The 23,180-nt window shown below is 43.8% G+C and carries 24 protein-coding genes and 1 tRNA gene; 10 read left to right on the forward strand and 15 right to left on the reverse strand.

Features of this window, described 5'->3' with window-relative positions:
* Positions 1-45 precede the first annotated feature (45 nt).
* On the reverse strand, positions 46-1,029 hold the full coding sequence (locus tag ACLI09_RS00965) for an aldo/keto reductase (protein ID WP_411417707.1): 984 nt from the start codon (positions 1,027-1,029) through the stop codon (positions 46-48).
* 207 nt (positions 1,030-1,236) lie between these two features.
* On the opposite strand from ACLI09_RS00965, the gene ACLI09_RS00970 reads away from it, so the two are divergent.
* Positions 1,237-1,632 (forward strand): hypothetical protein, encoded by a 396-nt coding sequence (locus ACLI09_RS00970; RefSeq protein WP_411417708.1) that lies wholly within the window; start codon positions 1,237-1,239, stop codon positions 1,630-1,632.
* A 118-nt stretch (positions 1,633-1,750) separates the two neighbouring features.
* On the opposite strand, the gene ACLI09_RS00975 is transcribed toward ACLI09_RS00970, so the two are convergent.
* A complete protein-coding gene (locus tag ACLI09_RS00975; RefSeq protein WP_411417709.1) occupies positions 1,751-2,692 on the reverse strand; it encodes a T9SS type A sorting domain-containing protein in 942 nt (313 codons plus the stop codon).
* Positions 2,693-2,820: 128 nt separating this feature from the next.
* Here ACLI09_RS00975 and ACLI09_RS00980 point away from each other — a divergent pair, with 128 nt between their 5' ends.
* Positions 2,821-3,201 carry a DUF1508 domain-containing protein gene (locus tag ACLI09_RS00980; RefSeq protein ID WP_411417710.1) on the forward strand — a complete coding sequence of 127 codons (381 nt, stop codon included), beginning with the start codon at positions 2,821-2,823 and terminating at the stop codon, positions 3,199-3,201.
* 94 nt (positions 3,202-3,295) lie between these two features.
* Here the strand turns inward: ACLI09_RS00980 and ACLI09_RS00985 are convergent, their stop codons facing one another.
* From ACLI09_RS00985 to ACLI09_RS00995, 3 genes are all read right to left on the reverse strand, one after another.
* Complete coding sequence (locus ACLI09_RS00985; RefSeq protein ID WP_411417711.1) at positions 3,296-3,973, reverse strand: hypothetical protein; 678 nt, start codon at positions 3,971-3,973, stop codon at positions 3,296-3,298.
* A 192-nt stretch (positions 3,974-4,165) separates the two neighbouring features.
* Positions 4,166-4,237 (reverse strand) — tRNA-Arg (locus tag ACLI09_RS00990).
* Between the two features lie 112 nt (positions 4,238-4,349).
* Positions 4,350-5,402 (reverse strand): glycosyltransferase family 9 protein, encoded by a 1,053-nt coding sequence (locus ACLI09_RS00995; RefSeq protein WP_411417712.1) that lies wholly within the window; start codon positions 5,400-5,402, stop codon positions 4,350-4,352.
* A 232-nt stretch (positions 5,403-5,634) separates the two neighbouring features.
* Here ACLI09_RS00995 and ACLI09_RS01000 point away from each other — a divergent pair, with 232 nt between their 5' ends.
* The 6 genes from ACLI09_RS01000 to ACLI09_RS01025 all read left to right on the forward strand — a co-directional run bounded on the left by ACLI09_RS01000 (position 5,635) and on the right by ACLI09_RS01025 (position 13,307).
* Complete coding sequence (locus tag ACLI09_RS01000) at positions 5,635-6,531, forward strand: S66 peptidase family protein (RefSeq protein WP_411417713.1); 897 nt, start codon at positions 5,635-5,637, stop codon at positions 6,529-6,531.
* A gap of 1 nt (position 6,532) precedes the next feature.
* Positions 6,533-6,892, forward strand: coding sequence for a YraN family protein (locus tag ACLI09_RS01005; RefSeq protein WP_411417714.1), 360 nt, complete (start codon positions 6,533-6,535; stop codon positions 6,890-6,892).
* A gap of 93 nt (positions 6,893-6,985) precedes the next feature.
* On the forward strand, positions 6,986-7,648 hold the full coding sequence (locus ACLI09_RS01010; protein WP_411417715.1) for an aspartate kinase: 663 nt from the start codon (positions 6,986-6,988) through the stop codon (positions 7,646-7,648).
* A gap of 373 nt (positions 7,649-8,021) precedes the next feature.
* Complete coding sequence (locus ACLI09_RS01015; protein WP_411417716.1) at positions 8,022-8,690, forward strand: aspartate kinase; 669 nt, start codon at positions 8,022-8,024, stop codon at positions 8,688-8,690.
* A 172-nt stretch (positions 8,691-8,862) separates the two neighbouring features.
* The gene (locus ACLI09_RS01020) at positions 8,863-11,034 is read left to right on the forward strand and encodes a M12 family metallo-peptidase (protein ID WP_411417717.1); all 2,172 of its coding nucleotides are present in this window, start codon (positions 8,863-8,865) and stop codon (positions 11,032-11,034) included.
* Between the two features lie 83 nt (positions 11,035-11,117).
* Entirely contained in the window at positions 11,118-13,307 is a 2,190-nt protein-coding gene (locus tag ACLI09_RS01025; RefSeq protein ID WP_411417718.1) for a M12 family metallo-peptidase, read from the forward strand.
* Between the two features lie 55 nt (positions 13,308-13,362).
* On the opposite strand, the gene ACLI09_RS01030 is transcribed toward ACLI09_RS01025, so the two are convergent.
* The 10 genes from ACLI09_RS01030 to hemA form a co-directional block, all read right to left on the reverse strand.
* On the reverse strand, positions 13,363-13,731 hold the full coding sequence (locus ACLI09_RS01030; RefSeq protein WP_411417719.1) for a c-type cytochrome: 369 nt from the start codon (positions 13,729-13,731) through the stop codon (positions 13,363-13,365).
* A gap of 48 nt (positions 13,732-13,779) precedes the next feature.
* Positions 13,780-14,775: a porphobilinogen synthase gene (gene hemB, locus ACLI09_RS01035; RefSeq protein ID WP_411417720.1), complete on the reverse strand. Its 996-nt coding sequence runs from the start codon at positions 14,773-14,775 to the stop codon at positions 13,780-13,782.
* Between the two features lie 23 nt (positions 14,776-14,798).
* A complete protein-coding gene (locus tag ACLI09_RS01040) occupies positions 14,799-15,164 on the reverse strand; it encodes a four helix bundle protein (RefSeq protein WP_411417721.1) in 366 nt (121 codons plus the stop codon).
* A 53-nt stretch (positions 15,165-15,217) separates the two neighbouring features.
* The gene (hemF, locus tag ACLI09_RS01045) at positions 15,218-16,123 is read right to left on the reverse strand and encodes an oxygen-dependent coproporphyrinogen oxidase (RefSeq protein ID WP_411417722.1); all 906 of its coding nucleotides are present in this window, start codon (positions 16,121-16,123) and stop codon (positions 15,218-15,220) included.
* Between the two features lie 22 nt (positions 16,124-16,145).
* Positions 16,146-16,544 carry a DUF1801 domain-containing protein gene (locus ACLI09_RS01050; protein WP_411417723.1) on the reverse strand — a complete coding sequence of 133 codons (399 nt, stop codon included), beginning with the start codon at positions 16,542-16,544 and terminating at the stop codon, positions 16,146-16,148.
* Positions 16,541-17,077 (reverse strand): GNAT family N-acetyltransferase, encoded by a 537-nt coding sequence (locus ACLI09_RS01055; protein ID WP_411417724.1) that lies wholly within the window; start codon positions 17,075-17,077, stop codon positions 16,541-16,543. The genes ACLI09_RS01050 and ACLI09_RS01055 overlap by 4 nt, the downstream gene beginning before the upstream one ends.
* Positions 17,078-17,148: 71 nt before the next feature.
* Positions 17,149-18,177, reverse strand: coding sequence for a uroporphyrinogen decarboxylase (gene hemE / locus ACLI09_RS01060; RefSeq protein ID WP_411417725.1), 1,029 nt, complete (start codon positions 18,175-18,177; stop codon positions 17,149-17,151).
* A 245-nt stretch (positions 18,178-18,422) separates the two neighbouring features.
* A complete protein-coding gene (locus tag ACLI09_RS01065) occupies positions 18,423-19,118 on the reverse strand; it encodes a uroporphyrinogen-III synthase (RefSeq protein WP_411417726.1) in 696 nt (231 codons plus the stop codon).
* The gene (gene hemC / locus ACLI09_RS01070; RefSeq protein WP_411417727.1) at positions 19,118-20,107 is read right to left on the reverse strand and encodes a hydroxymethylbilane synthase; all 990 of its coding nucleotides are present in this window, start codon (positions 20,105-20,107) and stop codon (positions 19,118-19,120) included. The genes ACLI09_RS01065 and hemC overlap by 1 nt, the downstream gene beginning before the upstream one ends.
* Positions 20,094-21,392, reverse strand: coding sequence for a glutamyl-tRNA reductase (hemA, locus tag ACLI09_RS01075; protein ID WP_411417728.1), 1,299 nt, complete (start codon positions 21,390-21,392; stop codon positions 20,094-20,096). The genes hemC and hemA overlap by 14 nt, the downstream gene beginning before the upstream one ends.
* Positions 21,393-21,614: 222 nt before the next feature.
* Here hemA and ACLI09_RS01080 point away from each other — a divergent pair, with 222 nt between their 5' ends.
* Both ACLI09_RS01080 and ACLI09_RS01085 read left to right on the forward strand, forming a co-directional pair.
* Positions 21,615-22,484 carry a helix-turn-helix transcriptional regulator gene (locus ACLI09_RS01080; protein ID WP_411417729.1) on the forward strand — a complete coding sequence of 290 codons (870 nt, stop codon included), beginning with the start codon at positions 21,615-21,617 and terminating at the stop codon, positions 22,482-22,484.
* Between the two features lie 86 nt (positions 22,485-22,570).
* On the forward strand, positions 22,571-23,122 hold the full coding sequence (locus tag ACLI09_RS01085; protein ID WP_411417730.1) for a transposase: 552 nt from the start codon (positions 22,571-22,573) through the stop codon (positions 23,120-23,122).
* Positions 23,123-23,180: the final 58 nt, after the last annotated feature.

Here is a 23,180-nt window from a genome sequence, read left to right on the forward strand (position 1 = left end):
CAAACGTTTTCATCTGTACAAATAATTAACCTATTTATTTTCAGCTTAATACACACCACGAATTTCAGGCTGTATGTTTTGGGCATAGTACTCTGTAAGTGCCTGCATTGTGGCAGTGTCAAAATCGCTAAGCCCCGCAGCGGCCACGTTACTATGCACCTGCGGTACTTTGCTCGCACCCGGTATTACAGTAGTTATTGCAGGATGCTGCAATATCCATTTAATGCTTTGCTGTGCCATATCTCCCTCAGGTAAAATAGACTTAATACCATCGGCAAGGGCCACACCTTTATTAAATTCCACGCCGCTAAAGGTTTCACCTACATTGAAGGCATCTCCGTTTGCATTATAGTTGCGGTGGTCGCTTTCACTAAATACAGTTTGGGCAGTAAGTTTACCGGTAAGCAGGCCACTGGCCAGGGGTACACGGGCTATTAACGCGGTACCCTGATGCAGCGCTTTATCAAAAAAATCTGAAGCCAGGTGCTGGCGAAACAGGTTAAATATAATTTGCAGCGAAGCTACGTCTTTATGTTCGAGACAAATGTGAGCCTCTTCCGCAGTTTCTACGCTTACGCCAAAGTGCTTGATAAGCCCTTCCTGCTGCAGGCGGCGCAGGTGGTCAAACACGTCGCCCTTCTTTAATTCTTCGGTAGGTATACAATGCAGCTGCTCTAAAAACAGCTGGCTTTGCCCCAGGTGCGTAAGTGAATCTTCCACATGCCGGCGTATGGTATCGTAAGTAAAATTTTGGGGCCAGCCGTTTGGCGCGTCGTGCCTGCGGCCCAGTTTAGTAGCTACGTATATCTCCTGGTTAGCCTGGCTAAGGTACTTTCCTATGATGCGCTCGCTGGTACCCATGCCATAAACATCGGCGGTATCTATAAAATTTCCGCCTGCGGCTGTATAGGCTTCTAAAATTTCAAAGGCTTTATCCTCATCTATTATGCCCCAGTCAGCACTGCCCAGTTGCCATGTGCCCAGCCCTACTTCTGCTATTGGTGTATTTTTAAAATTACGATAGTTCATTTTTTAGTATTTGATAATTATGGTAAACTTACAAAAGCAGGGTGTAATGTGGAAATTTCTACAGGTTTATTGTAGAATCAGCACTTAAGAGAAATTTTATATTTATTTAACCTGCTGATATATTGTGGTTTAAATAAATCGTGCTGTTTAGGCATGGTTATTTCATTCTTATAAACCGTAACAATAACAATTAAAACCACAACAGATATGAAAAAGTTATTTTTAACGGCGGCTTTTATGCTGGCTTTAGCTGGTACCGCCACAGCACAAACAGATAATAAAGTTGAAACTACACCTCCTGCCACCACAGCACCGGGTACAACTACTGACGCTGTAATACCTGCCACACAAACGCCGGATGCTAATACAACGGCGGTAGCTGCATCTACCGATGGTGACAAAGAGTTTGCCGCTGTAAAGCAAAGCGAAATAGCACCTGCCGTACTTAAAGAAGCAGTGGCTAAATATACCGACTATGCACTGGTAGAGGCGCTTGCCGCAACAGATGGCAGCGAATATAAACTGGTGCTTACTAAAGATGGTAAAGACATTGCCGCTTATTATAAAGCAAACGGCGAGTTTATTAAAGAGGTAGCTGCATAAGCAACACACAAACAACTCTATATACTGTTGAGGGAAGGCCGCAAGGCTTTCCCTCTTTTTTATCATAAAAAAGGCGGCACTAATAGCGCCGCCTTAACTTCTTAAGCTAAATGGGTTATTATTGCTTTATCACTTTTTTAGTAGTTACCCCACTTTCAGATGCAATACGGAACATGTATATGCCCGATGCAAGGTCGGCAATATTTATTTTTGCTTCCGCCAGGCCATTTACGGTTAAAGATTTTACGGTACGCCCATTCATATCGGTAATTGCAATGCTTTTTATAAGCGTGTTGTCCTTATTCGCTATAGTAACCTCAGTTACAGCAGGATTAGGCAGTACCGAAAAGCCTGCGGAAAAATTTTGTTTTACGGATCCTATAGGTGCATTTATATTAATATTATCAACATAATAAGAGGTTGAATAATCATCAAACCAGTACCCTATCTGTTTTATCTCGGTTACCGTTTTGAGCAGCGCGCCACTATACACTTCTTCATTATCTATAAAATAAGTTACGGTGCCTTCTGCAAGGTTGTAAGTAGCGGTAACGGTATACCAGGTGTTTGCCTCAAATTCGGCTACCAGTTCATCTTCAAAAATCTCTTCGCTGTAATTGTAGGCTGTTACAGCATACACGCCACCCTCATAATCATAATATAGTATTGAGGCAGGGGTACTTTCAGAGCCTTGGTTGCCTACGATGTTGTCTGCCACGATAACAAAGTCCGATCCATTTTCTTCATCAACATTATTGGTATAAATATCCTGGCTAATGCTAAAAACATTGCCGGTAGGGTTTACGGCCTTTGCGGTAGTAAATGGTATATCCGGCTGGGTATCCTGTCCTGAAAACCTAAGTGAACGTGCACCATCGCTTGATGTTCCGGTTGCAACCTGTGCCGGGTTGCTTTGAATGCTGTTTCCTGTCCAGCCATTTTGTCCAATAATTGCGCCGGTGTTATAACCTTCAGCAGATTCGAAAGAAATGGTTTGCGCCTGAGTTGTAATACCCATGATACCACATAATAATGCGGCAAAAAATAATTTTGTATTCATAGCATATAATTTTTTGCAAACATAATGATTAAAAAATATAGTGTAAAAGGCAATCGTTATTTTTAGGTTTTAATTTAGATTTGTGGTTTTTGCCGAAATAAAAGCATCAACTAAAAGAGGATATAGTAATGGGAATGTTTGTTATAAGCAAGCGGTATAATGAAGAATACAAATTTGTATTTACATCGCGCAAGGGTAAAACGATTTTTACCAGCATTAGCTGTAAAGATAAAACGGGCTGTTATGAACTTATTGCAGCCATGCGCGACAGTATTACGCTGTTTACCTTTACAAAAAACAGCACCCCTGCGGGCAAACATTTTTTCAGGATTAGCAAAGACGGGCTGGTACTGGCCACCAGCCGTAAATATGCCACCCCACTAAGCCTGCAAAAAGGGATTGACGAAGTTATTAAATACCTGCCCCCTGCAGAAACACTCGACTTTTCTGAAAACGACTTTGTTTTTCCGGATGCGGAGGAAGTTTTTGGTGCGGCAGGAGATGTATAATACCTCCATTTTATAGACAGTTCAATTAAGACAGAACAAATTACAGGATAATAGATTAATTAGACAAGTTCAGCATGACTTATCTCTTTTTAATTTACTCGGCTAATTTGGCTTCTATTTTTTCATTAAGTCGCGCCAGCGCCTGGTCACTGTCCAGGGTATCAGGTATATAAAAAAGACCGTATACAATCTGGCCGTATTTTTTGCTCGAAGGCAGTTTATCCTCTACGTCTACAAAGGTGCGGCCGGTGTAATTTTCAGATACCATAAATGGGGCTTTTCCACTGTACCCTTTTTCTAATTTCAAATTATCATAGTGGGTGCCCATCGCGTTAGACATATGTGTTGCAAAGTCGCCGCCCTCATATACATAGTTAAGGCATGTTATTACATACAGCTTATCCATAGCCAGGTCAAACCGGTACAGGTCGTAACAGTTTTCTCCGGGTACGGGAAGCTTACATACAAAGTCTGTTTTATCGTGCAGTGAGTTGTCGGCATTCCAAACCTTTATAACATAATTGCCTTCCGGAATCCGTTCTATAAGGCTTTCGCCGGGCTTTATAAATTCGTCAACATAGTAAGTAGTAGTATCAATAGTGCCATTTTTATCGCGCATTTCAAACGTAACCGACTTAGTAGTTTTGCTGGTGTTTAAAAACTTTATAGACTGTCGCGGGCCATCATGCGTTTCTACCGCTTTGCTTAAAAAGAACCCGATAACAAAAAACGCAATCAGCCCGATGCATCCTATTTTATATGCTTTTTTCATGACGTTTTTATTTATAGGGTTTGGTTGGTTTTATAATGTTCATTCGTTTAAAGGAGGGTAAAGATATATTATTTAACAAGTTTCAGGTTATTGTTTTTGAAATAATGGCTGAATGTTTTTCATGAATATCCGTTTTTTGTTGATAGTTAAATATATAAAAAAAGCTACACATTACGTGCAGCTTAAATTTTGTAGCCTCGCCAAGAATCGAACTTGGATCAAAAGTTTAGGAAACTCCCATTCTATCCGTTGAACTACGAGGCCATTATTTTTCAGGGTGCAAATATATGCAAATTACCCGCTTTCAAAAAAATAAAAACCGTTATTTTTAACCCTATTTTATAGATATGCTATCGGCCTGGCTATAAAAGCAGTACTATGCCCCATTAAGCAGGGAGGCTACAACATTTATTAAACCGTCGGCGTCGGTAATATTGGTGTTTACAGCAACGCTGCCGTTTCCATAAGGGCCGTACCGTTCAGGGTCGGTAACGCTAAATAACCCTACCGTTCGGGCTTTGGCAGCGCTTGCGAGGTGCATAATGCCGCTGTCAGCACCTATAAATAGGGCTGTGCTGGATATAAGGGCAGCAATTTCGCGCACGTCGTGGCTGTAAAAAGTGGGCGCGGCAAAGTTAACCTGGCTTACATTTTCGGCAGGCAGCACTTCTACAATGTTATAATCAGGAAAGCGCGCTTTAAGTTTTTCATACACAGGCAGCCACCACTCGGGAGTGTAGCACTTAGATCCTGTGGCATAAGTAAAAATACTTATGGTTTTTTTATCAGGCGGCACCAGGGCATCGAGCCTGGCTTTGCCCTGTGCCAGCTCCGGCGCATCAAGCTTCAGGTCCATTACGGGTACCGGGCCGCTTTGCACGCTAAAACCCAGTTGCGCCATTTCGCTGCGCAGCATATATACAGGGTATTTAGCCATGTGAATATAATCAGGATACTGCTGAGCGGCAGCTTCGGGCAGGTCGCCAAAAATTTTATAAGCAGCCCGCGCCCGCTGTATGCCCATGCGCCCCGATGCCGAACCTTTTGCTACATTAATAGCAAGGTCATATTTGCCCCGGCTTACCGCATTCCATACCTTAAGGTAATTTATAATTTCGTTAAGCGGCCTTTTAGGCAACTTAAATACCTTACCGATACTGGTATAATTTTTAAACAATACATGTGCCAGCCCACCGCGCACAAATACATCAACCGTACTGCCGGGAAAAGTGGCTTCCAGCTCCTCAATAAGCGGTGTAAGTAGCAGCTGGTTGCCCAGGCGGTGGTTAGGGCGGCTTACCAGTATCCGCTTTATGGCAGCGTTGCCTAAGGCACCTGCTGGCGGGTTTACGTGTTCTGTGCCCACGTTTTGGGTTAAGCCCCGCATCAGGGTGCGCCTAATCCTGTTTATCCGGTTATTATTGTTCATCAAACTTTGATTTTGTACAGGGTGCAAAGATAGCAATTCTAAAAACATAGGTACGTGTATGTACTTACAACCCTGAAAGGCTATTAAGACAAGGTGAGCGTAAAACCATTACCTTTGTTATGCAGCCCTTAAGGCGCATAATTTTTTTACTAAAAAACCTCACATGGCTTTTCACAGGATATTTTTTTTTCTTTCGTTACTTTGCAGCAATGTATATGCACAACAAGGCATCATGAAAATACCACCTTATTTAACAAAGGGCGACACCGTGGGCATACTGGCCACCGCCCGTAAAATAGATCACGAACCACTGGAGCCCGCCATAGCCCTGTTAAAAAGCTGGGGCCTTAATGTAGTAGTGGGCAAAACCGTAGGGCTGGACAACAACCAGCTTGCCGGGGCCGACTGGCAGCGGGCTACCGACTTTCAACACATGATGGATAATCCGGCTATAAAGGCAATATGGTGCGCTAAGGGCGGTTACGGGACTGTGCGCATGGTAGACCGGCTTGATTTTACCAATTTTAAAAAACATCCTAAATGGTTTATAGGCTTTAGCGATGCCACGGTACTGCACAGCCACATTAACAATATGGATATTGCCACCATACACGCCATTATGGCGGCAAGCGTGGCACATGCTACCGATGCGGCAAAGCAAACCTTACACAAAGCACTGTTCGGCGACAAGATTTTGTATGACATTGCACCCCATGAATTTAATAAAATTGGAAAAAGTAGTGGGGAACTGGTAGGGGGAAACCTATCTGTACTGTTTAGTATTGTAGGGTCACCGTCTGAAATAGACTACAAAGGTAAGATTTTGTTTATTGAAGACCTTGACGAATACCTGTATCATATAGACCGTATGATGATAAACCTGGAGCGGAACGGCTATTTTAAAGATGTTAAGGGCATTATTATAGGTGGTTTTACAAAAATGCGCGATAATGATATTCCCTGGGGGTACAACGCGCTTGAAATATTACAGGATATAACAAAAGAGTATAATATACCCATTTGCTTTAATTTCCCGGCTGGCCACATACAGGACAACCGGGCTTTAGTATTTGGCAAGGAAATAACAATGGAGGTAACTACAGCCGGCACTAAAATTACCTTTAAATAAAGTGGCAGAGCATAATGAACTGGGCAAGGAAGGCGAAAAAGCTGCGGTAGATTACCTGCAAAAACAAGGATATACGATTTTACGTACAAATTATGTATACCAAAAAGCAGAGATTGACGTTATAGCCCTGCAGGGAAATGTGCTGGCCGTTGTTGAAGTAAAAACCAGGAGTACCCTGGAGTATGGCCTGCCACAAGATTTTGTAAAGCCTAAAAAAATAAAGTTGCTGGTAATGGCCATAAACCGTTTTATAGAAGAGGAAGGCCTTGATGTTGATGCCCGGTTTGATATTATAGCGGTACACAAAAAAGGTTCAGATTTTGATATTGAACACCTTAAAGATGCATTCTTTATATTTTAGCACAGGTTGGTTTTGTTAAATATTTAACATTTTGTTTAACTTTATATATATTTGTTGCCCAGAACATCAAACGCACACACAAGGATTTTAGTTATGAAAACAATTTCATCTGTAGTAGAACACTATATTAAAACCAAGCCGTTTTTATTAAGCGCCCTTTCCCAAGGCATTATTAACCTTACATCGCTTGCCCGCACTATGATGCCTGAGCTAGAGCAGGAACTTGGTAAAGACATAAAGCAGGGTGCTGTGGTGATGTCGTTAAAAAGGCTTTCGGAAGACCTCGACTTCAGGGTTAACCATAAAATTGTAAAGGTACTTAAAGGCATTGGCGAAATAACGGTACGTTCCTCATTAACTGATTTTACATACGCCGTAAGTGACACCATCCTAAGCAGGCAGGCAGAGCTTATAAACAGCATTAACACAAACCCCGATGTGTTTTACACCTCTTCGCGCGGGGTAAACGAAACTAATATTGTGGTGAGTGCCTCTATGAACAATGTTGTAGACCGCCTTTTTTCTGACGAGAAAAAAATAGAGCGTAACGACAACCTTGCGTCGATAACCGTAAAATTGCCAAAAGACAACATTAATACCCCCGGTATTTATTACTATATATTCCAGAGGCTTGCCTGGGAGGGCATTACCATTATAGAAGTTATTTCTACATCATACGAATTTACCATACTGGTGCAGGAAGATGAGGTAGATCTTGCCTTTAAGGTAATAAAAGACCTTAAAACAAGTAATTAAAAGTTTTAAAATCCGGATACATCATCCGGATTTTTTTTCGGATACTAAACCCTTCCTGCCGAATACTAGCCTGAAACCTGTAAATTCTATTTTCCGCAATTTATTTAAGATAAATAGTAATTGTTTTGCAGTATACTAAACTGCACACAATTCAGGATAAAATTAAATTGCTATGAAAAAAATCACACTATTCCTGGTACTTTTCAAACAAATAATCCATACTGCCCCGCAGTTTATGAACTGTACATACCCTACTGTGGCACTACAGTAACACTGCAATTATATAAAGCAGAAATTTTTGGTACAGGGTTCTATGCCGGTACCAATAGATATTTGTTAGCCGGAACAATCAACGCACACATAAGGATTTAATATGAAAACAATTTCATCTGTAGTAGAACACTACATTAAAACCAAGCCATTTTTGTTAAGTGCCCTTTCGCAGGGCATTATTAACCTTACATCGCTCGCCCGTACCATGATGCCGGAGCTTGAGCAGGAACTTGGCAAAGACATCAAGCATGGTGCTCTGGTAATGTCGCTAAAAAGGCTTTCGGAAGACCTGGACTTCAGGGTTAACAATAGGATTATAAAGGTGCTTAAAGGCATTGGCGAAATTACCGTGCGTTCTTCATTAACTGATTTTACGTATGCCGTAAGCGACACCATACTGAGCAGGCAGGCAGAACTTATAAACAGCATTAACGCAAATCCCGATGTGTTTTACACTTCTTCGCGATGTGTAAACGAAACCAATATTGTAGTAAGCGCGTCGATGAACAATGTTGTAGACCGCCTTTTTTCTGACGAAAAGAAAATAGAGCGCAACGATAATCTGGCTTCCATTACTGTAAAGCTGCCAAAAGATAACATTAACACCCCCGGTATTTACTATTATATATTTCAAAGGCTGGCATGGGAAGGAATTACCATTGTTGAGGTAATTTCCACATCATACGAGTTTACCATACTGGTGCAGGAAGATGAGGTAGACCTCGCGTTTAAGGTAATAAAAGACCTTAAACAACTAATTAAAACGTAGGAATCCGGATAAAGTGTCCGGATTTTTTTTCGGATACTAAACCCTTCCTGCCGAATACTAGCCTGAAACCCGTAAATTCTATTTTCCGCAAATTATTTAAGATAATTAGTAATTGTTTTGCAGCATATTAAACCATTAACTGCACGCAATCCGGAATTAAATTAAAATTGCTATGAAAAAATTTACGTTGTTTTTGGCGCTTTTCAGCACCATTACCTTTTATGCCCAGCACCGCAGGGTTGCCACAAAAGTGAGAGAACTTACTAAAGCGCATACTGCTTTTACAACAGTCAATCCATTCTCTGTACAGGGTAACGCCAGCAACACAAAAATAACCGATATGGTTAGTAATGCCACATTAGCACGTTTAGATAAGGCAGTGGCAAAACAAATAACCCAGGCGGCCCCGCAGTTTATAGAACTGGCAATACCCTACAATGGCACAACAATAACAGTGCAATTGTATAAAGCTGAAATTTTTGCGCAGGGTTTTCATGCTGATACCGATAAGCAAAAAGGCTTTAGTTACAGCCCCGGCGCCTATTACCGCGGTATTATTAAAGGTGACGAAGCATCATTAGCATCCTTTAGCTTTTTTAACGATGAAATAAAAGGTACGGTATCGTCAGCGCAGTTTAATAACCTTGTAGTGGCACATTTACCGCAGGAAAGAGACAGGTCTTCATACGTCATATATTCTGACGCTAATCTTGCGGTTGGTAACAATTTTAACTGTGCAACGTCAGGCATAAACCCATTAGAGCCGAGCACACGAAAGATTGTGGCTGCCCCGGCAGAGGTTGCAACAGACCGTTGCGCCACCATTTATTTTGAAATAGACAACGACATTTATATCCAGAACAACTCGAGCCAGCAGGCTACGGGCAACTGGCTTACGGCACTATTTAATAATGTGCAGACCTTGTATGATAATGACGGTATTACAGTATCGTTAAAATCATTTATGGTGTGGACTGCAGATGACCCGTACTTTGGTGCAGAGTCTTATGATTACCTGAGCCAGTTTTTCAGCAGGTACAACAACCAGGATTTTGATGGCGATGTGGGCCAGCTTCTGGGTTCAGACCCGGGTTCACTTGGCGGCCTGGCGGCATTGAGCGGTTTATGCACCGAAAACAGCAATATTAGCTATGTGGACATAGAAGATCTTAATGTGCCGTCGTTGCCATTGTACTCCTGGGAAGTGCAATCTGTTGCGCATGAGCTGGGCCACTTATTTGGCTCTGAACATACGCACGACTGCGCCTGGAACGGTAACGGTACGCCCATAGACGGCTGTGGTACAATGGCAGGGTTTCCCGGAGACGGCGACTGCGATATAGCCCCGGTACCCCAGGAGGGAGGCACTATTATGAGTTATTGCCATGTAATGCCGGTAGGTGTTAACCTTGCACTTGGCTTTGGGCCACAGCCGGCCGAAAGGATACACAATTTTATAAGTTCCGCTTCATGTACCGGTACTTCGTGCGCGGCTCAGGCATGCCATAGCAATATAACAGGGTTAGCGGCAACTTCTATTGCAGAGGGTACTGGGGTTGTATCATGGGATGATGAAACTACCGGGCCATGGTTGGTATCTTATCATACTACCGGGACAGATGGCGAATGGCAGCAGGTAACAGACAGAGCCATGACCTTTACCGGGCTTTTGCCAAATACCTATTATATTGTTGAGGTAAAGCCGGTTTGCGACGAGGGTGTACCGGCCATTAGCCAGATTATTATATTATCTGATGCCGACTGGTGCAGCGGGCAGGTGTTTACCGATACCGGCGGCGTTAATGGCGGCTATGGCATTAACCAGCACATTACAAAAGCATTTATCCCGCTGGTAGCAGGTAATAAAATAAAGGTAGATTTTACATCATTCGGCCTTGAAGACGGTTTCGATTTCATAAGGGTTTATGACGGTTCAGATACTTTAGCGCCGCTTATCGGTGAATTTACAGGCTTTACCCTTCCCGGGTCGTTTATATCAACCGCGGAGGATGGCTCACTTACCGTCGAGTTTATTTCAGATGAAGTGGCTACCGCTTCAGGATGGATAGCAAATGTAAGCTGCCAGGCTGTACTGGGTAGGAATGAAAATGCATTTACTAACTTTTCTTATTATCCTAACCCGGCAACAAACAGGGTAACTATTACAGCTAAAGAACCCCTAACTGAGCTAAAAATATTTAACGCCGCAGGCCAGTTGCTGCTCTCTAGGCAGGTTGACGGTACAAACGTGGTAATCGACATAAGCCCCTATGCAGCAGGAGTATACTTTTTTAAAGTTTCAGGAGGCGACAAGTCGGCTAATTTTAACATTATAAAATATTAATTGTTAAAAATACCACAAAGTTTGGTTGTTTTAATAAATTTGCAGTGCCCCGTTATTAAGCGGAGCTTAATATTGCTATTAAAATGAAAAAAATTACTACCATTATGGCGCTGTTATGCGCTGTAACAGTTTTTGGGCAGCAACGCGTTTCACAGCATGTAAAGCAGCTCATAGAAAAGCAAACCACCTTTAGGCCGGTAGCGCCATTGAACCTATCGGCGGTACAAAATGACCCCAGGGTAAACGAAGCCGTTAGCAACGCCACCCTTGCCACCCTTAACACGAATTTTAGTAAAGACATACAGCAGCATAAATATGCCGCTATAGAACTTAGCCTGCCTTATAACGGCACCACGATTACCATGCAACTGTACCGTACGGAGGTAGTTGCGCCAGGTTTCCATATAGATACAGATAAGCAGGGCAGTATCAATTTTACTCCCGGGGCATATTATCGCGGTATTATAAAAGGCGACCCTAACTCTATTGCCTCTTTCAGTTTTTTTGATAAGGAAATGAGTGGTATTATATCAACGCAACAGCACGGGGGTAACATTGTAGTAGGCAAGCTGCTTAAACCGGGCAATATAAAAGATTATGTAATTTACTCGGACCTTGACCTTAAAAGCACCAGTTCATTTACCTGTGGCGTAAACGAAAATTACATCCTGCCCGGCGGCGTTAATCCCGGTACAGGAAAGAGCGCCCTTGATGTACAAAGCACACGTTGCGTTACCATATATTTTGAAATGGACTATGCCCTGTACCAGATGAATGGCGAAGATACTACTGCCGCCAGTAACTGGATGACTACGGTGTTTAACAATGTACAGACCTTATATGATAATGATGGTATTAGTGTGGCCATAAAATCAGTTTTTATATGGACGGAACCCGATCCGTATAGCGGTGATTCGTCAAATAATTACCTGGACGATTTTACGGCCCTGCGCCCAAATTTTGATGGCGATATAGGAATGCTTGTGGGTATAGACGAAGGCGGCCTGGGCGGCCTGGCTTATGTAGATGGTTTGTGTAATGATAACAGGACGGGGTATGGTGATATAGATTTTGGATACTCCAGCGTTCCTTCTTATTCATGGACCGTTGAGGTTATAACCCACGAGCTGGGCCACCTTTGCGGCTCAAGACATACACAAAGTTGTGTATGGAACGGCAACAATACCCCTATAGATGGCTGTGTGGAGCCTGAAGGAGATTGTTCGCCCGGGCCCATACCCCAAAATGGCGGTACTATAATGAGTTATTGCCACCTTGCCAGTGTGGGCATTAACTTTGCCAATGGCTTTGGCCCCCAGCCCTCTGCCCTTATACTTAACAACGTTCAAACTTCTACCTGTTTGAGTACTGATTGTATCAATACCTGCATCAACACAATCAGCAAAATAGATGTAATAGATGCAACTTCTTCATCTGTAACCCTGCATTGGGAGGATGCCTTACCCGAAGGCCCATGGCAGGTAGGCTATGCCACAGGAAACAGTGTTATATTAAACTGGCAGCCGGCTACTACTAATACCTATACGGTGAATGGATTAGCTGCTGATAAATATTACCGTTTTGGCGTAAGGTCGCTTTGCCCGGCAGGGGTGTCCGGTACTTACGAAGTAATAACTTCGGCTACAGCTCCGGCCAGCTGGTGTGCAGACCCTGTAAACGGAGTTCCGTTTATTAATTCACCTGTTAACGCAAACAATTCAAATTACCCAAACAATCAGCACCTGGTGCGTATTATAAAACCGGATAGCGCCGGGCTTTATGCCACCGTTAATTTTGTTGGTTTTGATACAGAACTTGATTTTGACTTTATGAATATATACGACGGTGCAGGCGTAAACCCTTCAACACTGATAGGTACATTTAGTGGTAATGAATTACCCACGCAGGGCGGCGGCCAGTTTCAGGCTACAAATACTGCCGGGGCGCTTACATTTGAATTTATATCAGATGGCGGTACTAATGCTACTGGATGGTTTGCCGAAGTGCGCTGTACTACAGAGGCGGGTACTAAAGATAACAGCTTTGCAAACCTTAGTTATTACCCTAACCCGGTTAACGGAAACCTTACCATAACTGCAGCGGCAGGGCTTAGCCATGTATCGGTTTACAATGTAGCAGGCCAATTGCTGGTGCAGAAAAACGTATCGGGCACTACAGATGTTACAGATATGAGTGCCTACGCGAACGGTGTTTACTTCTTTAAGGTAAGTAACGGCGAAAGTAATGCAACCCTTAGGGTTATAAAACAATAAGCTATAAGGTACAGTATATAAAACGTGGCGCTCATATTGAGCGCCACGTTTATTTTTAATGGCTGTATATGTAGGCTTCCACAGCCTTTAGCTCGTCGTCTGTAAAGGTTTTGGTAATATAAAAATTAGCTTTCATAAGCGAATATTTATCAGGGTCTACAATGGGTTTGCTTTCTTCCTTTAAAAAGGAAACGATGTTACCTTTCTTATCTTTATAAATTTTAGAAATGTCTTTTATCGCCGGCCCGATGGACTGCTCGTCGGCGCGGTGGCAGCTGTAGCAGTTGCCCTTGCCTTCAAATATGGCTTTGCCGGTTTCTTCGGGGGTTATTGTTGCAGTAGTTTCAGTGCCGTTATTTTCTTTCTTTTCGCTCCCGCAGGAAAGCAAAGACAGTGAGGCAAGTAATAAAAGTAATTTTTTCATGGTGTGTAAAAAGATGTGAAAACGATTATACTGTTTGGCAGCCGTGGTTTACAAGTTCAATAATATTGCAGCTTCTTTAGCAAAATATGTACTGATAATATCGGCACCGGCTCGTTTTATGCAGTACAGTTGCTCCAGCATTATCTTGTCATGGTCCAGCCAGCCACGCTCGGCAGCGGCCTTAACCATTGCATATTCACCCGAAACCTGGTATACCGATACCGGTACATTAACTGCATTCTTTACCTCACGCACAATATCCAGGTAGGCAATGCCGGGTTTTACCATAACTATGTCGGCACCTTCTTCTACATCGTGCAGCGCCTCCCGTATGGCCTCTATGCGGTTGGCATAGTCCATCTGGTAGGTCTTTTTATCCTTGGGTGCAGTTTCACCGCCCTGTTTTGGTGCACTGTCCAGCGCATCCCTAAATGGCCCATAGAACGATGAGGCATACTTGGCGGCATAGCTCATTATCCCCACATCCTGGAATCCGGCACTATCAAGGCCTTCGCGCAGGCGGATAACACGGCCGTCCATCATATCGCTGGGTGCTACAAAGTCGGCACCCGCTACGGCATGGCTCACGGCCATTTTTACCAGCGCATCTACCGTTTCATCATTTGCAATATCCCCGTTTTTTATTATACCGTCGTGGCCATATATTGAGTAGGGGTCAAGCGCCACATCGGGCATTACAATCATCCCCGGCACGGCATCTTTTATGGCTTTTATAGCCCTTTGCATCAGCCCGTCTGGATTCCATGATTCTACCCCGGCGTTGTCCTTAAGGCTGTCGTCTACTTTTACATAAATGTTTACCGCTTTTATGCCCAGGCTCCACAACTCTTTAACCTCTTTAACAGTAAGGTCAATCGACCGTCGGAAGATGCCGGGCATACTCGGTATACGTACTTCAACATTTGTACCCTCGGCAATAAACATAGGGAACATAAAGTCGTTTGGCGTAAGTACAGTTTCGCGAACGAGTGAGCGGATGGAGTCGTTAATGCGTAGTCTGCGGTTGCGGTGTATTGGGAACATAAGTTTTAGTTTAAAGTTTACAGTTAACGGTTTACAGTCTGAGCTACCTTGCGGATAAGAGAGGCGAGCATTTTCTTGATTTCGTTAATGTCTGAATTTAGTTTTAAGTAAATATTTTCGGGGATAAAGTTTAAATCGCGGGATACTAGTAATAGGTATTCCAATTCATGCGCTGAGCCTGAAGAAATATATAAAAAGCGGATGAGTTCTTTTTGTGTCTCCCTCCCACAGCCTTCGGCAATATTTGTGGGTATGGATAAAGAAGCTCTGTTGATTTGTGATATAAGGTTGAATTGTTCTGATTTAGGAAATGTTACCGTAACCCGATACATTTCGAGAACTAATGCGTGTGACTTTTGCCAAACCAAATATTTTCTATAATCTACCATAACGATTATCCATAAAGTTGAGCAACTGTTAACTGTAAACCGTCAACTGCAAACTAAACTATCCACTCCTTTGGCTCTGCCAGTACCTGTAATAGCCGCTCTTCCTCACTGCCTGGCTCCGGATGATGGTCATACACCCACTGCACGTGTGGAGGCAGGCTCATCAATATACTCTCTATACGCCCGTTGGTCTTAAGCCCAAAGAGTGTACCCTTATCGTGTACAAGGTTAAACTCTACATAGCGCCCACGGCGTATTTCCTGCCAGGTGCGATTTTCTGGCGTATAAGGCAAGTCTTTTCGTCTTTCAACAATGGGCACATAAGCACTAAGGAAACTGTTGCCCACTTCGCTTACAAAATTAAACCACTGCTGCATGCTGGTTTCTTCAGTAGCTTTGCAATGGTCAAAAAAAAGTCCGCCTATGCCGCGTGCTTCATGGCGGTGCGTGTTCCAAAAATATTCATCGCATTGCTTTTTAAAGCGTGGGTAAAATTCCGGGTTGTGTTTGTCGCAGGCTGTTTTGCACGTCTGGTGAAAATGCGTGGCATCCTCGTCAAACAGGTAATAGGGGGTAAGGTCCTGCCCGCCGCCAAACCAGCTGTTTACAATGCTTCCGGCCTTGTCATACATTTCAAAATAGCGCCAGTTGGCATGCACCGTAGGTACCATAGGGTTTACGGGATGCAGTACCAGGCTAAGGCCACAGGCAAAAAAGTCTACATCGCCCACGTTAAAATACGCCTGCATGGCCTTGGGCAATTCACCGTGTACGGCAGAGATGTTTACCCCGCCTTTTTCAAAAACATTGCCGCCCTCTATAACGCGGGTACGGCCGCCGCCGCCCTCGGGCCGCTGCCATTGGTCCTCACGGAATGTGGCCTTGCCGTCTACTGCTTCAAGCCCGGCGGTTATGGTATCCTGTAATTGCTGTATGTAAGCGTAAAATGTATCTTTCATCTTCTTAATAAAAAAAGCAAGGCTATTTCAGGCGCTCCAGTATCCCTTTGCGCTTTACAATATTTTTATAATCCCATTGTATCTCAACCGATTTGGACAGCCAGCGTTTTAGGTCATCAATATTTATTTCGCTCACATCAGTATACCCAATGGCGGCATCTTTAAATTTTTGCCCGTGCAGGTTCAGTTGTGCTTCGTCAAACGACTGCCCGCTCCAGAACATCAGCCGTACATGGTTTTTCAGCTTGCTGTAGCCCACAATAGGGTTGCCGTCTAAAAACCATACGGGGTGTGCATGCCATATCTTGTTTTCTGCACCGGGCAGGTTTTCAGTAATGGTTTGTGCCAAAAGGTTTGCAATAGCGCTATCCGCGGCAACAAGTGCGTCGTTATAGGTTTGTATTTCGGCAGCGTATTTCATATTATATAATCTGATTTTAAAAGCCCAAAATAAACAATATCTTCCAACAGGCCATCGCCGTTCTTAAATTCTTCCTTTAAGATTCCCTCCTGTACAAAGCCGTTTTTGAGGGCTACTTTTTGACTGGCAGTGTTTGTGGTTGAAGTACAGATGTATACCTTGTTCATCAATAACGTTTCAAAACAAAAAATCAGCGCGTTGGCTACCAGTTTGCTCGTAATGCCCAGCCCCTGAAAGTCTTTATCTATAAAATAACCCAACTCGCATTTGCTCACATGCCGGTCGATGTTCTTTACTACCAGGTAGCCTATCAGCTTACCGGAAGATATATCGCGCGGGTAAAAATAGTAATAGGTGCCATTTTCAACATTTTCCGCCCCCTGAAGCAAAAACGCAACCGTTGATTCAAAATCGGTACATCCGGCAAGGGTAACGGGAAACGTTTTGGCTATATGCTCCCTGTTACGTGCTACGAGCGCGTAAAACTCTTCGGGGAGGATATTGGTAATGCCATCGGTTTTCCAGGTTTTCATTGTTTAGTTTTCAGTCTCAATTACAGTTTTCAGTCCGGGTGAAGCTACTCCCTACTGCGACTGAACATGGCCTACTGTTTATACTCCTTCACTGTATCTATAAATGCTTTGGCGTGGTCTACCGGTATATTCGGTAAAATTCCGTGGCCTAAATTTACTATATAATTGTCTTTGCCAAACTCATCAATCATCTGGTGTACCATTTTTTTGATGGTTGGTATCGGTGATAATAACCTGCTTGGGTCAAAATTACCCTGAAGCGTTATCCTGCCGCCACTCAGGTAACGGGCGTTGCGTGCGCTGCACGTCCAGTCAACACCCAGTGCCGAAGCCTTGCTCTGGCCCATTTCATTAAGCGCAAACCAGCAGCCTTTACCAAACACGATAACGTGCGTCTCGGGCGCCAGCGCTTCTACAATCTGGTTGATGTATTTCCACGAGAACTCCTGGTAGTCAACAGGGCTTAGCATGCCGCCCCAGCTGTCGAACACCTGCACGGCATTTACACCGGCTTTTACTTTCTCTTTAAGATAGGCTATGGTGGTGTCGGTTATTTTTTGTAGCAATACGTGAGCGGCTTCCGGCTGGCTAAAGCAAAAGCCTTTTGCAGTATCGAAACTCTTAGAGCCTTTTCCCTCTACCGCATAGCAAAATATCGTCCATGGTGAACCTGCAAAACCGATAAGCGGCACCTCGTCGTTCAGCATTTCCTTGGTCAGCTTTATGGCATCCATTACATACCCCAGCGTTTCATGGATGTCCGGGACGATAACCCTCTCTACATCCTGCACCGTGCGTATCGGGTTGGGCAAAAACGGCCCCACGCTCTCTTTCATGAGCACTTCAATGCCCATGGCCTGCGGTACCACCAATATATCGCTGAACAATATGGCGGCATCCGGCTTTACGATACGGATGGGCTGTACCGTGATTTCGGCAGCAAGCTCCGGGGTCTGGCAGCGGGTAAAAAAGTCATACTTATCGCGTAGTGCCCTGAATTCGGGTAAATACCTGCCTGCCTGGCGCATCATCCATACCGGTGGGCGCTCTACGGGTTCGTTGCGTAATGCTTTTAAAAAAAGGTCGTTTTTTATGCTCATGTTTTTATTTTTTTGCCAACCTGCAAGGTTTTTGAAAACTTGTAGGTTTAACTTTTTTTAATTTCTACTTAATAAATACCTACAAGGTTTTTAAAACCTTGCAGGAAGCCACGATTGCTGTAACTACAACCTCTCGGCATGTTCAGGCGCCTGTCATTGCGAGCGGAGGAACGGAGCGCGGCAATCTCATAATTATTGTTTGGCTTCTTTATGAGATTGCTTCGTTCCTCGCAATGACAAAACGTCTATTCTTTGTGTTCCTTTGTGCCTTCTTCGTGAAACTTTGCGAAATAACTTCGTACCTGCACAATAACATTCTCCACACTCGGCTTGTGGGCAATGACAATCTTATCGGTAATACCCTCTAAAGCAGCAGCGGTTGTGGCGCCGATGCAAAAGCAGGCTTCATCTGTAATAGTATTTTCAACCAAATAACCCTGCACTGCCGAGGGGCTAAAAAACAATATCGCGTCTACCGGGGTGTTTATCTTTTGGGGCGCAAGCACCGTGTCATATACCTGTGTTTCAGTAAGCGGTATATTGGCTTTCGCCAAAGCGTCCGGCAATGTTTCGCGGCGCATGCTTCCACTAAAAAATGTAAACATTCTATTATTATAATCTCTTATTATAATTTCTGCCAAAGCCTCTGCATCATTGGCTACAGCCGTAACCGTAAAGCCGTGGCGTTCTATCAGCTCTTTTGTTTTATCACCTACACAAAATACTATATTGCCTGTAAACAGTTTACTGTCTGCATGTTTTAAAAAACCCCTAAACCCGTTTGCACTGGTAAAGATAAGGTTATTAGCAATATCGGTTATTTCAAAGGGCTTATATTCAATACCTATAAAATCAGCCTCCACTACCGCAAGCCCCGCGTTAAGCAGGTACAGCTTCTGGTTGGGCTGCAGCTTTTTGGTAGAGAGCACACGGTACACCATTATTTACCGAGTTGGTTACGGATTTCGGACATCAGTTCGGCGCCGCCATTTTGTAATAGTTCTTCGGCGCAGATATTCCCAAGGTTTTCTACATCGCCGTTAGCGGGAATAACTTTCTCAATATGCAATTTCTGCTTCCCGTCGATAGAAAGCAAAACGCCTTCAAAACGTATTTCATCATCAATAGAACTTACCAGCGCACCTATGGGGGCCGTACAGCCACCCTCCAGTTTTTTAAGGAACTGGCGCTCTATATGTGTGGCAACTTCGGTAGGTTTATGGTTTAGTTTGGCCAGAGCCTCACGGCAAAAAGCATCGCTTGCCATGGCTACAACTACCATGGCACCCTGAGCGGGGGCAGGTATCATCCAGTCGAGAGCCTCCCCAACCCCTCCAAAGGAGGGGCTCAGAACTTCACTCTTGTCGTTAAGAAACCCCAAACGCTCAAGCCCTGCAGCGGCAAAAATGGCTCCGGTCCATTCGTTATCATCAAGTTTTTTTAGGCGTGTGTTTACGTTGCCGCGAAGGTCGGTCACGGTATGGTGGGGGTAGCGGTTAAGCCACTGCGCCTGCCGGCGCAGAGAGCCTGTTGCGATTATGGCGGCATCGGTAAAAAAATCGGGGTTGCCCTTGTGTACTAATATATCGTCTACATTGGCACGTTCTAAAACGGCGGCCTGCACTATGCCTTTTGGCAATGCGGTAGGCACATCTTTCATGCTGTGCACGGCGATGTCTACCTCCCCGCGTATCATGGCCACATCAAGGGTTTTGGTAAAAATACCGGTAATGCCCAGTTCATACAGCGGTACGTCGAGTATCAGGTCACCGGTGCTTTTTACAGCTACAATTTCGGTAGTATAACCTAAATTGTTCAGTTGGCGCTCTACGGTGTGTGCCTGCCAAAGGGCAAGTTCGCTGTCGCGTGTGCCAATCCTGATAAGCCCCCCACCCCCCGAAGGGGGAGTTGATCCGCTATTTAAATTCATTGTATACGGTTTTGGAAGTTCCCCCTTCGGGGGCCAGGGGGCTTATCTTAAAAACTTTTTCTATCCACTCTATGCTTTCATCCACTACCGTGTCGCGGTCTTTAAGGTGGTTTGCAAAATGGGTGGTAATTTTCTGGATGATGCGCTGGCTGATGATCTCGGCCTGCTCCTCATCAAAATTACTTATTTTTTTACGCTGAAAGTCCAGCTCATTGTCTTTAATGGTATTCAGTTTTTCCTTTAGCGCATTTATGGTAGGGGCAAACTTGCGTGCGTTTGTCCATTCGTTGAACTCTTCCGTTACCTCGGTTATAATGGCCTCGGCAGCAGGAATATGCTTTTTACGGTTTTCCAGGGTGCTGTCTGTTATTTTGCTCAGGTCATCAAGATGTACTACCGTAACGTTTGGCAGGGCCAGAACATCTTCGTCAACATTCTTTGGTACCGAAAGGTCCAGTATCAGCAGCGGTTTGTTAAGCGCTAAAATATCTTTGTCTATAGTGGGCAGCTGTGCGCCGGTAGCCACTACAAGCACATCGGCTTTGGGCACCTCCAGCGGAAGCAGGTCATAATCCTTAACCACCAGGTTAAACTTGCCGGCTACTTTTTCGGCCTTTTCCTTAGTGCGGTTTATAAGCACAATGTGGTCGTTTTTGGTATGCTTCACCAAATTCTCGCAGGTGTTGCGGCCAATTTTTCCGGTACCAAAAAGCAGTATATTTTTGTTCTGGATGTTCTCAACATTTGCCATAATGTATTGCACCGCCGCAAAGGATACCGATGTAGCGCCGCTGCTCAGTTCGGTTTCGTTTTTTACACGCTTACTGGCCTGGATTACGCTGTTAACCAGGCGCTCTAAAAAAGCATTGGCCAGGCCATGGTTCTTGCTTTCTGTAAAGCCTGTTTTTATCTGGCTGATAATCTCGAAGTCGCCCAGTATCTGGCTGTCCAGCCCCGTGCCCACGCGGAACACATGGTCTACAGCTTCGTTGTTTTTATATATAAAAGCAGCGCGCTGAAACTCCTCTACAGAGCCGCGGCTGTTGTCTACCATTAATTTTATAAGCTGGAACGGGTGCTCTGCAAACCCGTATATCTCGGTACGGTTACAGGTGCTCACCACTATCATGCTTTCTACGCCTTCGGCGGAAGCCTGTTGTAACAGGGCTGCCCTGGCTGCTGCGTCAAGGCTAAATTTACCCCGTACCCCGGCATCGGCCTTGCGATAACTAAGTCCTACAGCATAAAAGTACAAATGCCTGTGCGCGCTATTATTATTATCCATATACACTAAAAAGTTTAACAAAAGTATAACAACACACTTTTAAAAAGTAACGCTTCAGGACCTATTTATGTCGCTACGGGATATTTTGGCCTTCAAGCGTTATTTTTTGGCTAAAATCGCTAACTTTGCAGTGAAATCAATGCCTTGCAACGGTTTAGTTTAGAACAATTCTAAATAAAAAATAACTGCTTCAACCTTTTTGGCATACCAAAAAATACCGCTATGGGTTCTCATGAGGAGATAATGATAGAAGACGGTTTTTATGTACTGAAGTTTGAGAACAACAGCGATGAAACCGCCCATTTTACAAGGGACGTAGACACTGGGCTCATACAATTCCACTTTGGGGTAAAGGGCCGGGGGAAGTTTATTTTTAACCAGGGCCGCTACGCGCTCGACCTTCGTGAGGAGGTTTCGCTTTTCCTGTACAACCCGCAAATCGCACTGCCACTGCACCTGGAAGTAGCACCCCACAGCTGGGTGATATCCGTGCTCGTTTCTATAAAAAAATTCCATGGATTTTTCTCTGAACAGGCAGATCACATCCCATTTCTGAGCCCGGAAAATATTGACAGGAAATATTATAAAGACGATACCATAAACCCATCTATGGCCATAGTGCTGAGCCAGCTGTTTCATTTTAACCTGCACCCCAGCATTAAGAAGCTGTACTTTAAAGGTAAAGTATACGAACTGCTGAGCCTGTACTTTAACCGCGCCGAAGACCCTAATGCGGAACAGTGCCCGTTCCTGATAGATGAGGAAAACGTGATAAAAATACGCAGGGCGAAAGACATTATCATTGCGAATATGGCCGAACCGCCGGGGCTGGAAGAGCTTAGCGAGCAGGTGGGCATCAGCCTGAAGAAGCTTAAAATGGGCTTCCGCCAGATATATGGCGACAGCGTGTACAGTTTCCTCTTTGACTACAAGATGGACTACGCCCGCAAACTGCTGGACAGCGGGTCGTATAACGTTAACGAAGTAGGTCTGCGCATAGGCTACAGCACCGCCAGCCATTTTATAGCAGCGTTTAAAAAGAAATTTGGCACCACGCCGAAGAAGTATTTAATGAGTATTGAGAAGGTGTAAGGGCCTCGTCCCGGTGCCGATTGACCTCCTGCAAGGTCTCAAAGACCTTGTAGGTGTAAAAAAAATAACAAATAACTTTTCAGGATGTGAAATTAGAACCGTTAGCAAAAGATAACATGTATCACATTTATAATCGAGGTATAAATGGCGAATCAATATTTTTATCGGATGAAAACAAGCGGTATTTTTTAAGTTTGCTTGATAAATATATGAACGAAAGCGGTGATGTTTATGCTTATTGCTTAATGGACAATCATTTTCACCTGTTGTTAAGCATCAGGGAAGAAGGTGAAGTTGTAACACAGCAGCTTTCAAATTTGTTTAATGCCTATGCTAAGGCAATGAATAAATCTATTGGAAGAACAGGTAGCTTATTTGAAAAGCATTTCCGGAGAATTAGGATTGATAATGAGGATTATTTAAAACAGGTAATTGTTTATATTCATCTTAATCCAAAGCATCATTTTGACCTTGACTTCTCTACGTTTAGATATTCATCATACACTAGTTTCTTGTCGGAAAAAGATACCAAGCTGAAAAGGGAGGACGTTTTAAGATTATTTGAAGATAGACAAAATTACGAATACGTTCATTATCAAAAGAACGATTTAATAAATGAACAATTAACGTTAGAATAATAATTTAAACCTACAAGGTTTTGGAAACCTTGCAGGTTGGTAAAAAAAATCCCTGCAT

This window comes from Flavobacterium sp. RHBU_24 (assembly GCF_046613695.1).
Classification (GTDB): domain Bacteria; phylum Bacteroidota; class Bacteroidia; order Flavobacteriales; family Flavobacteriaceae; genus Flavobacterium.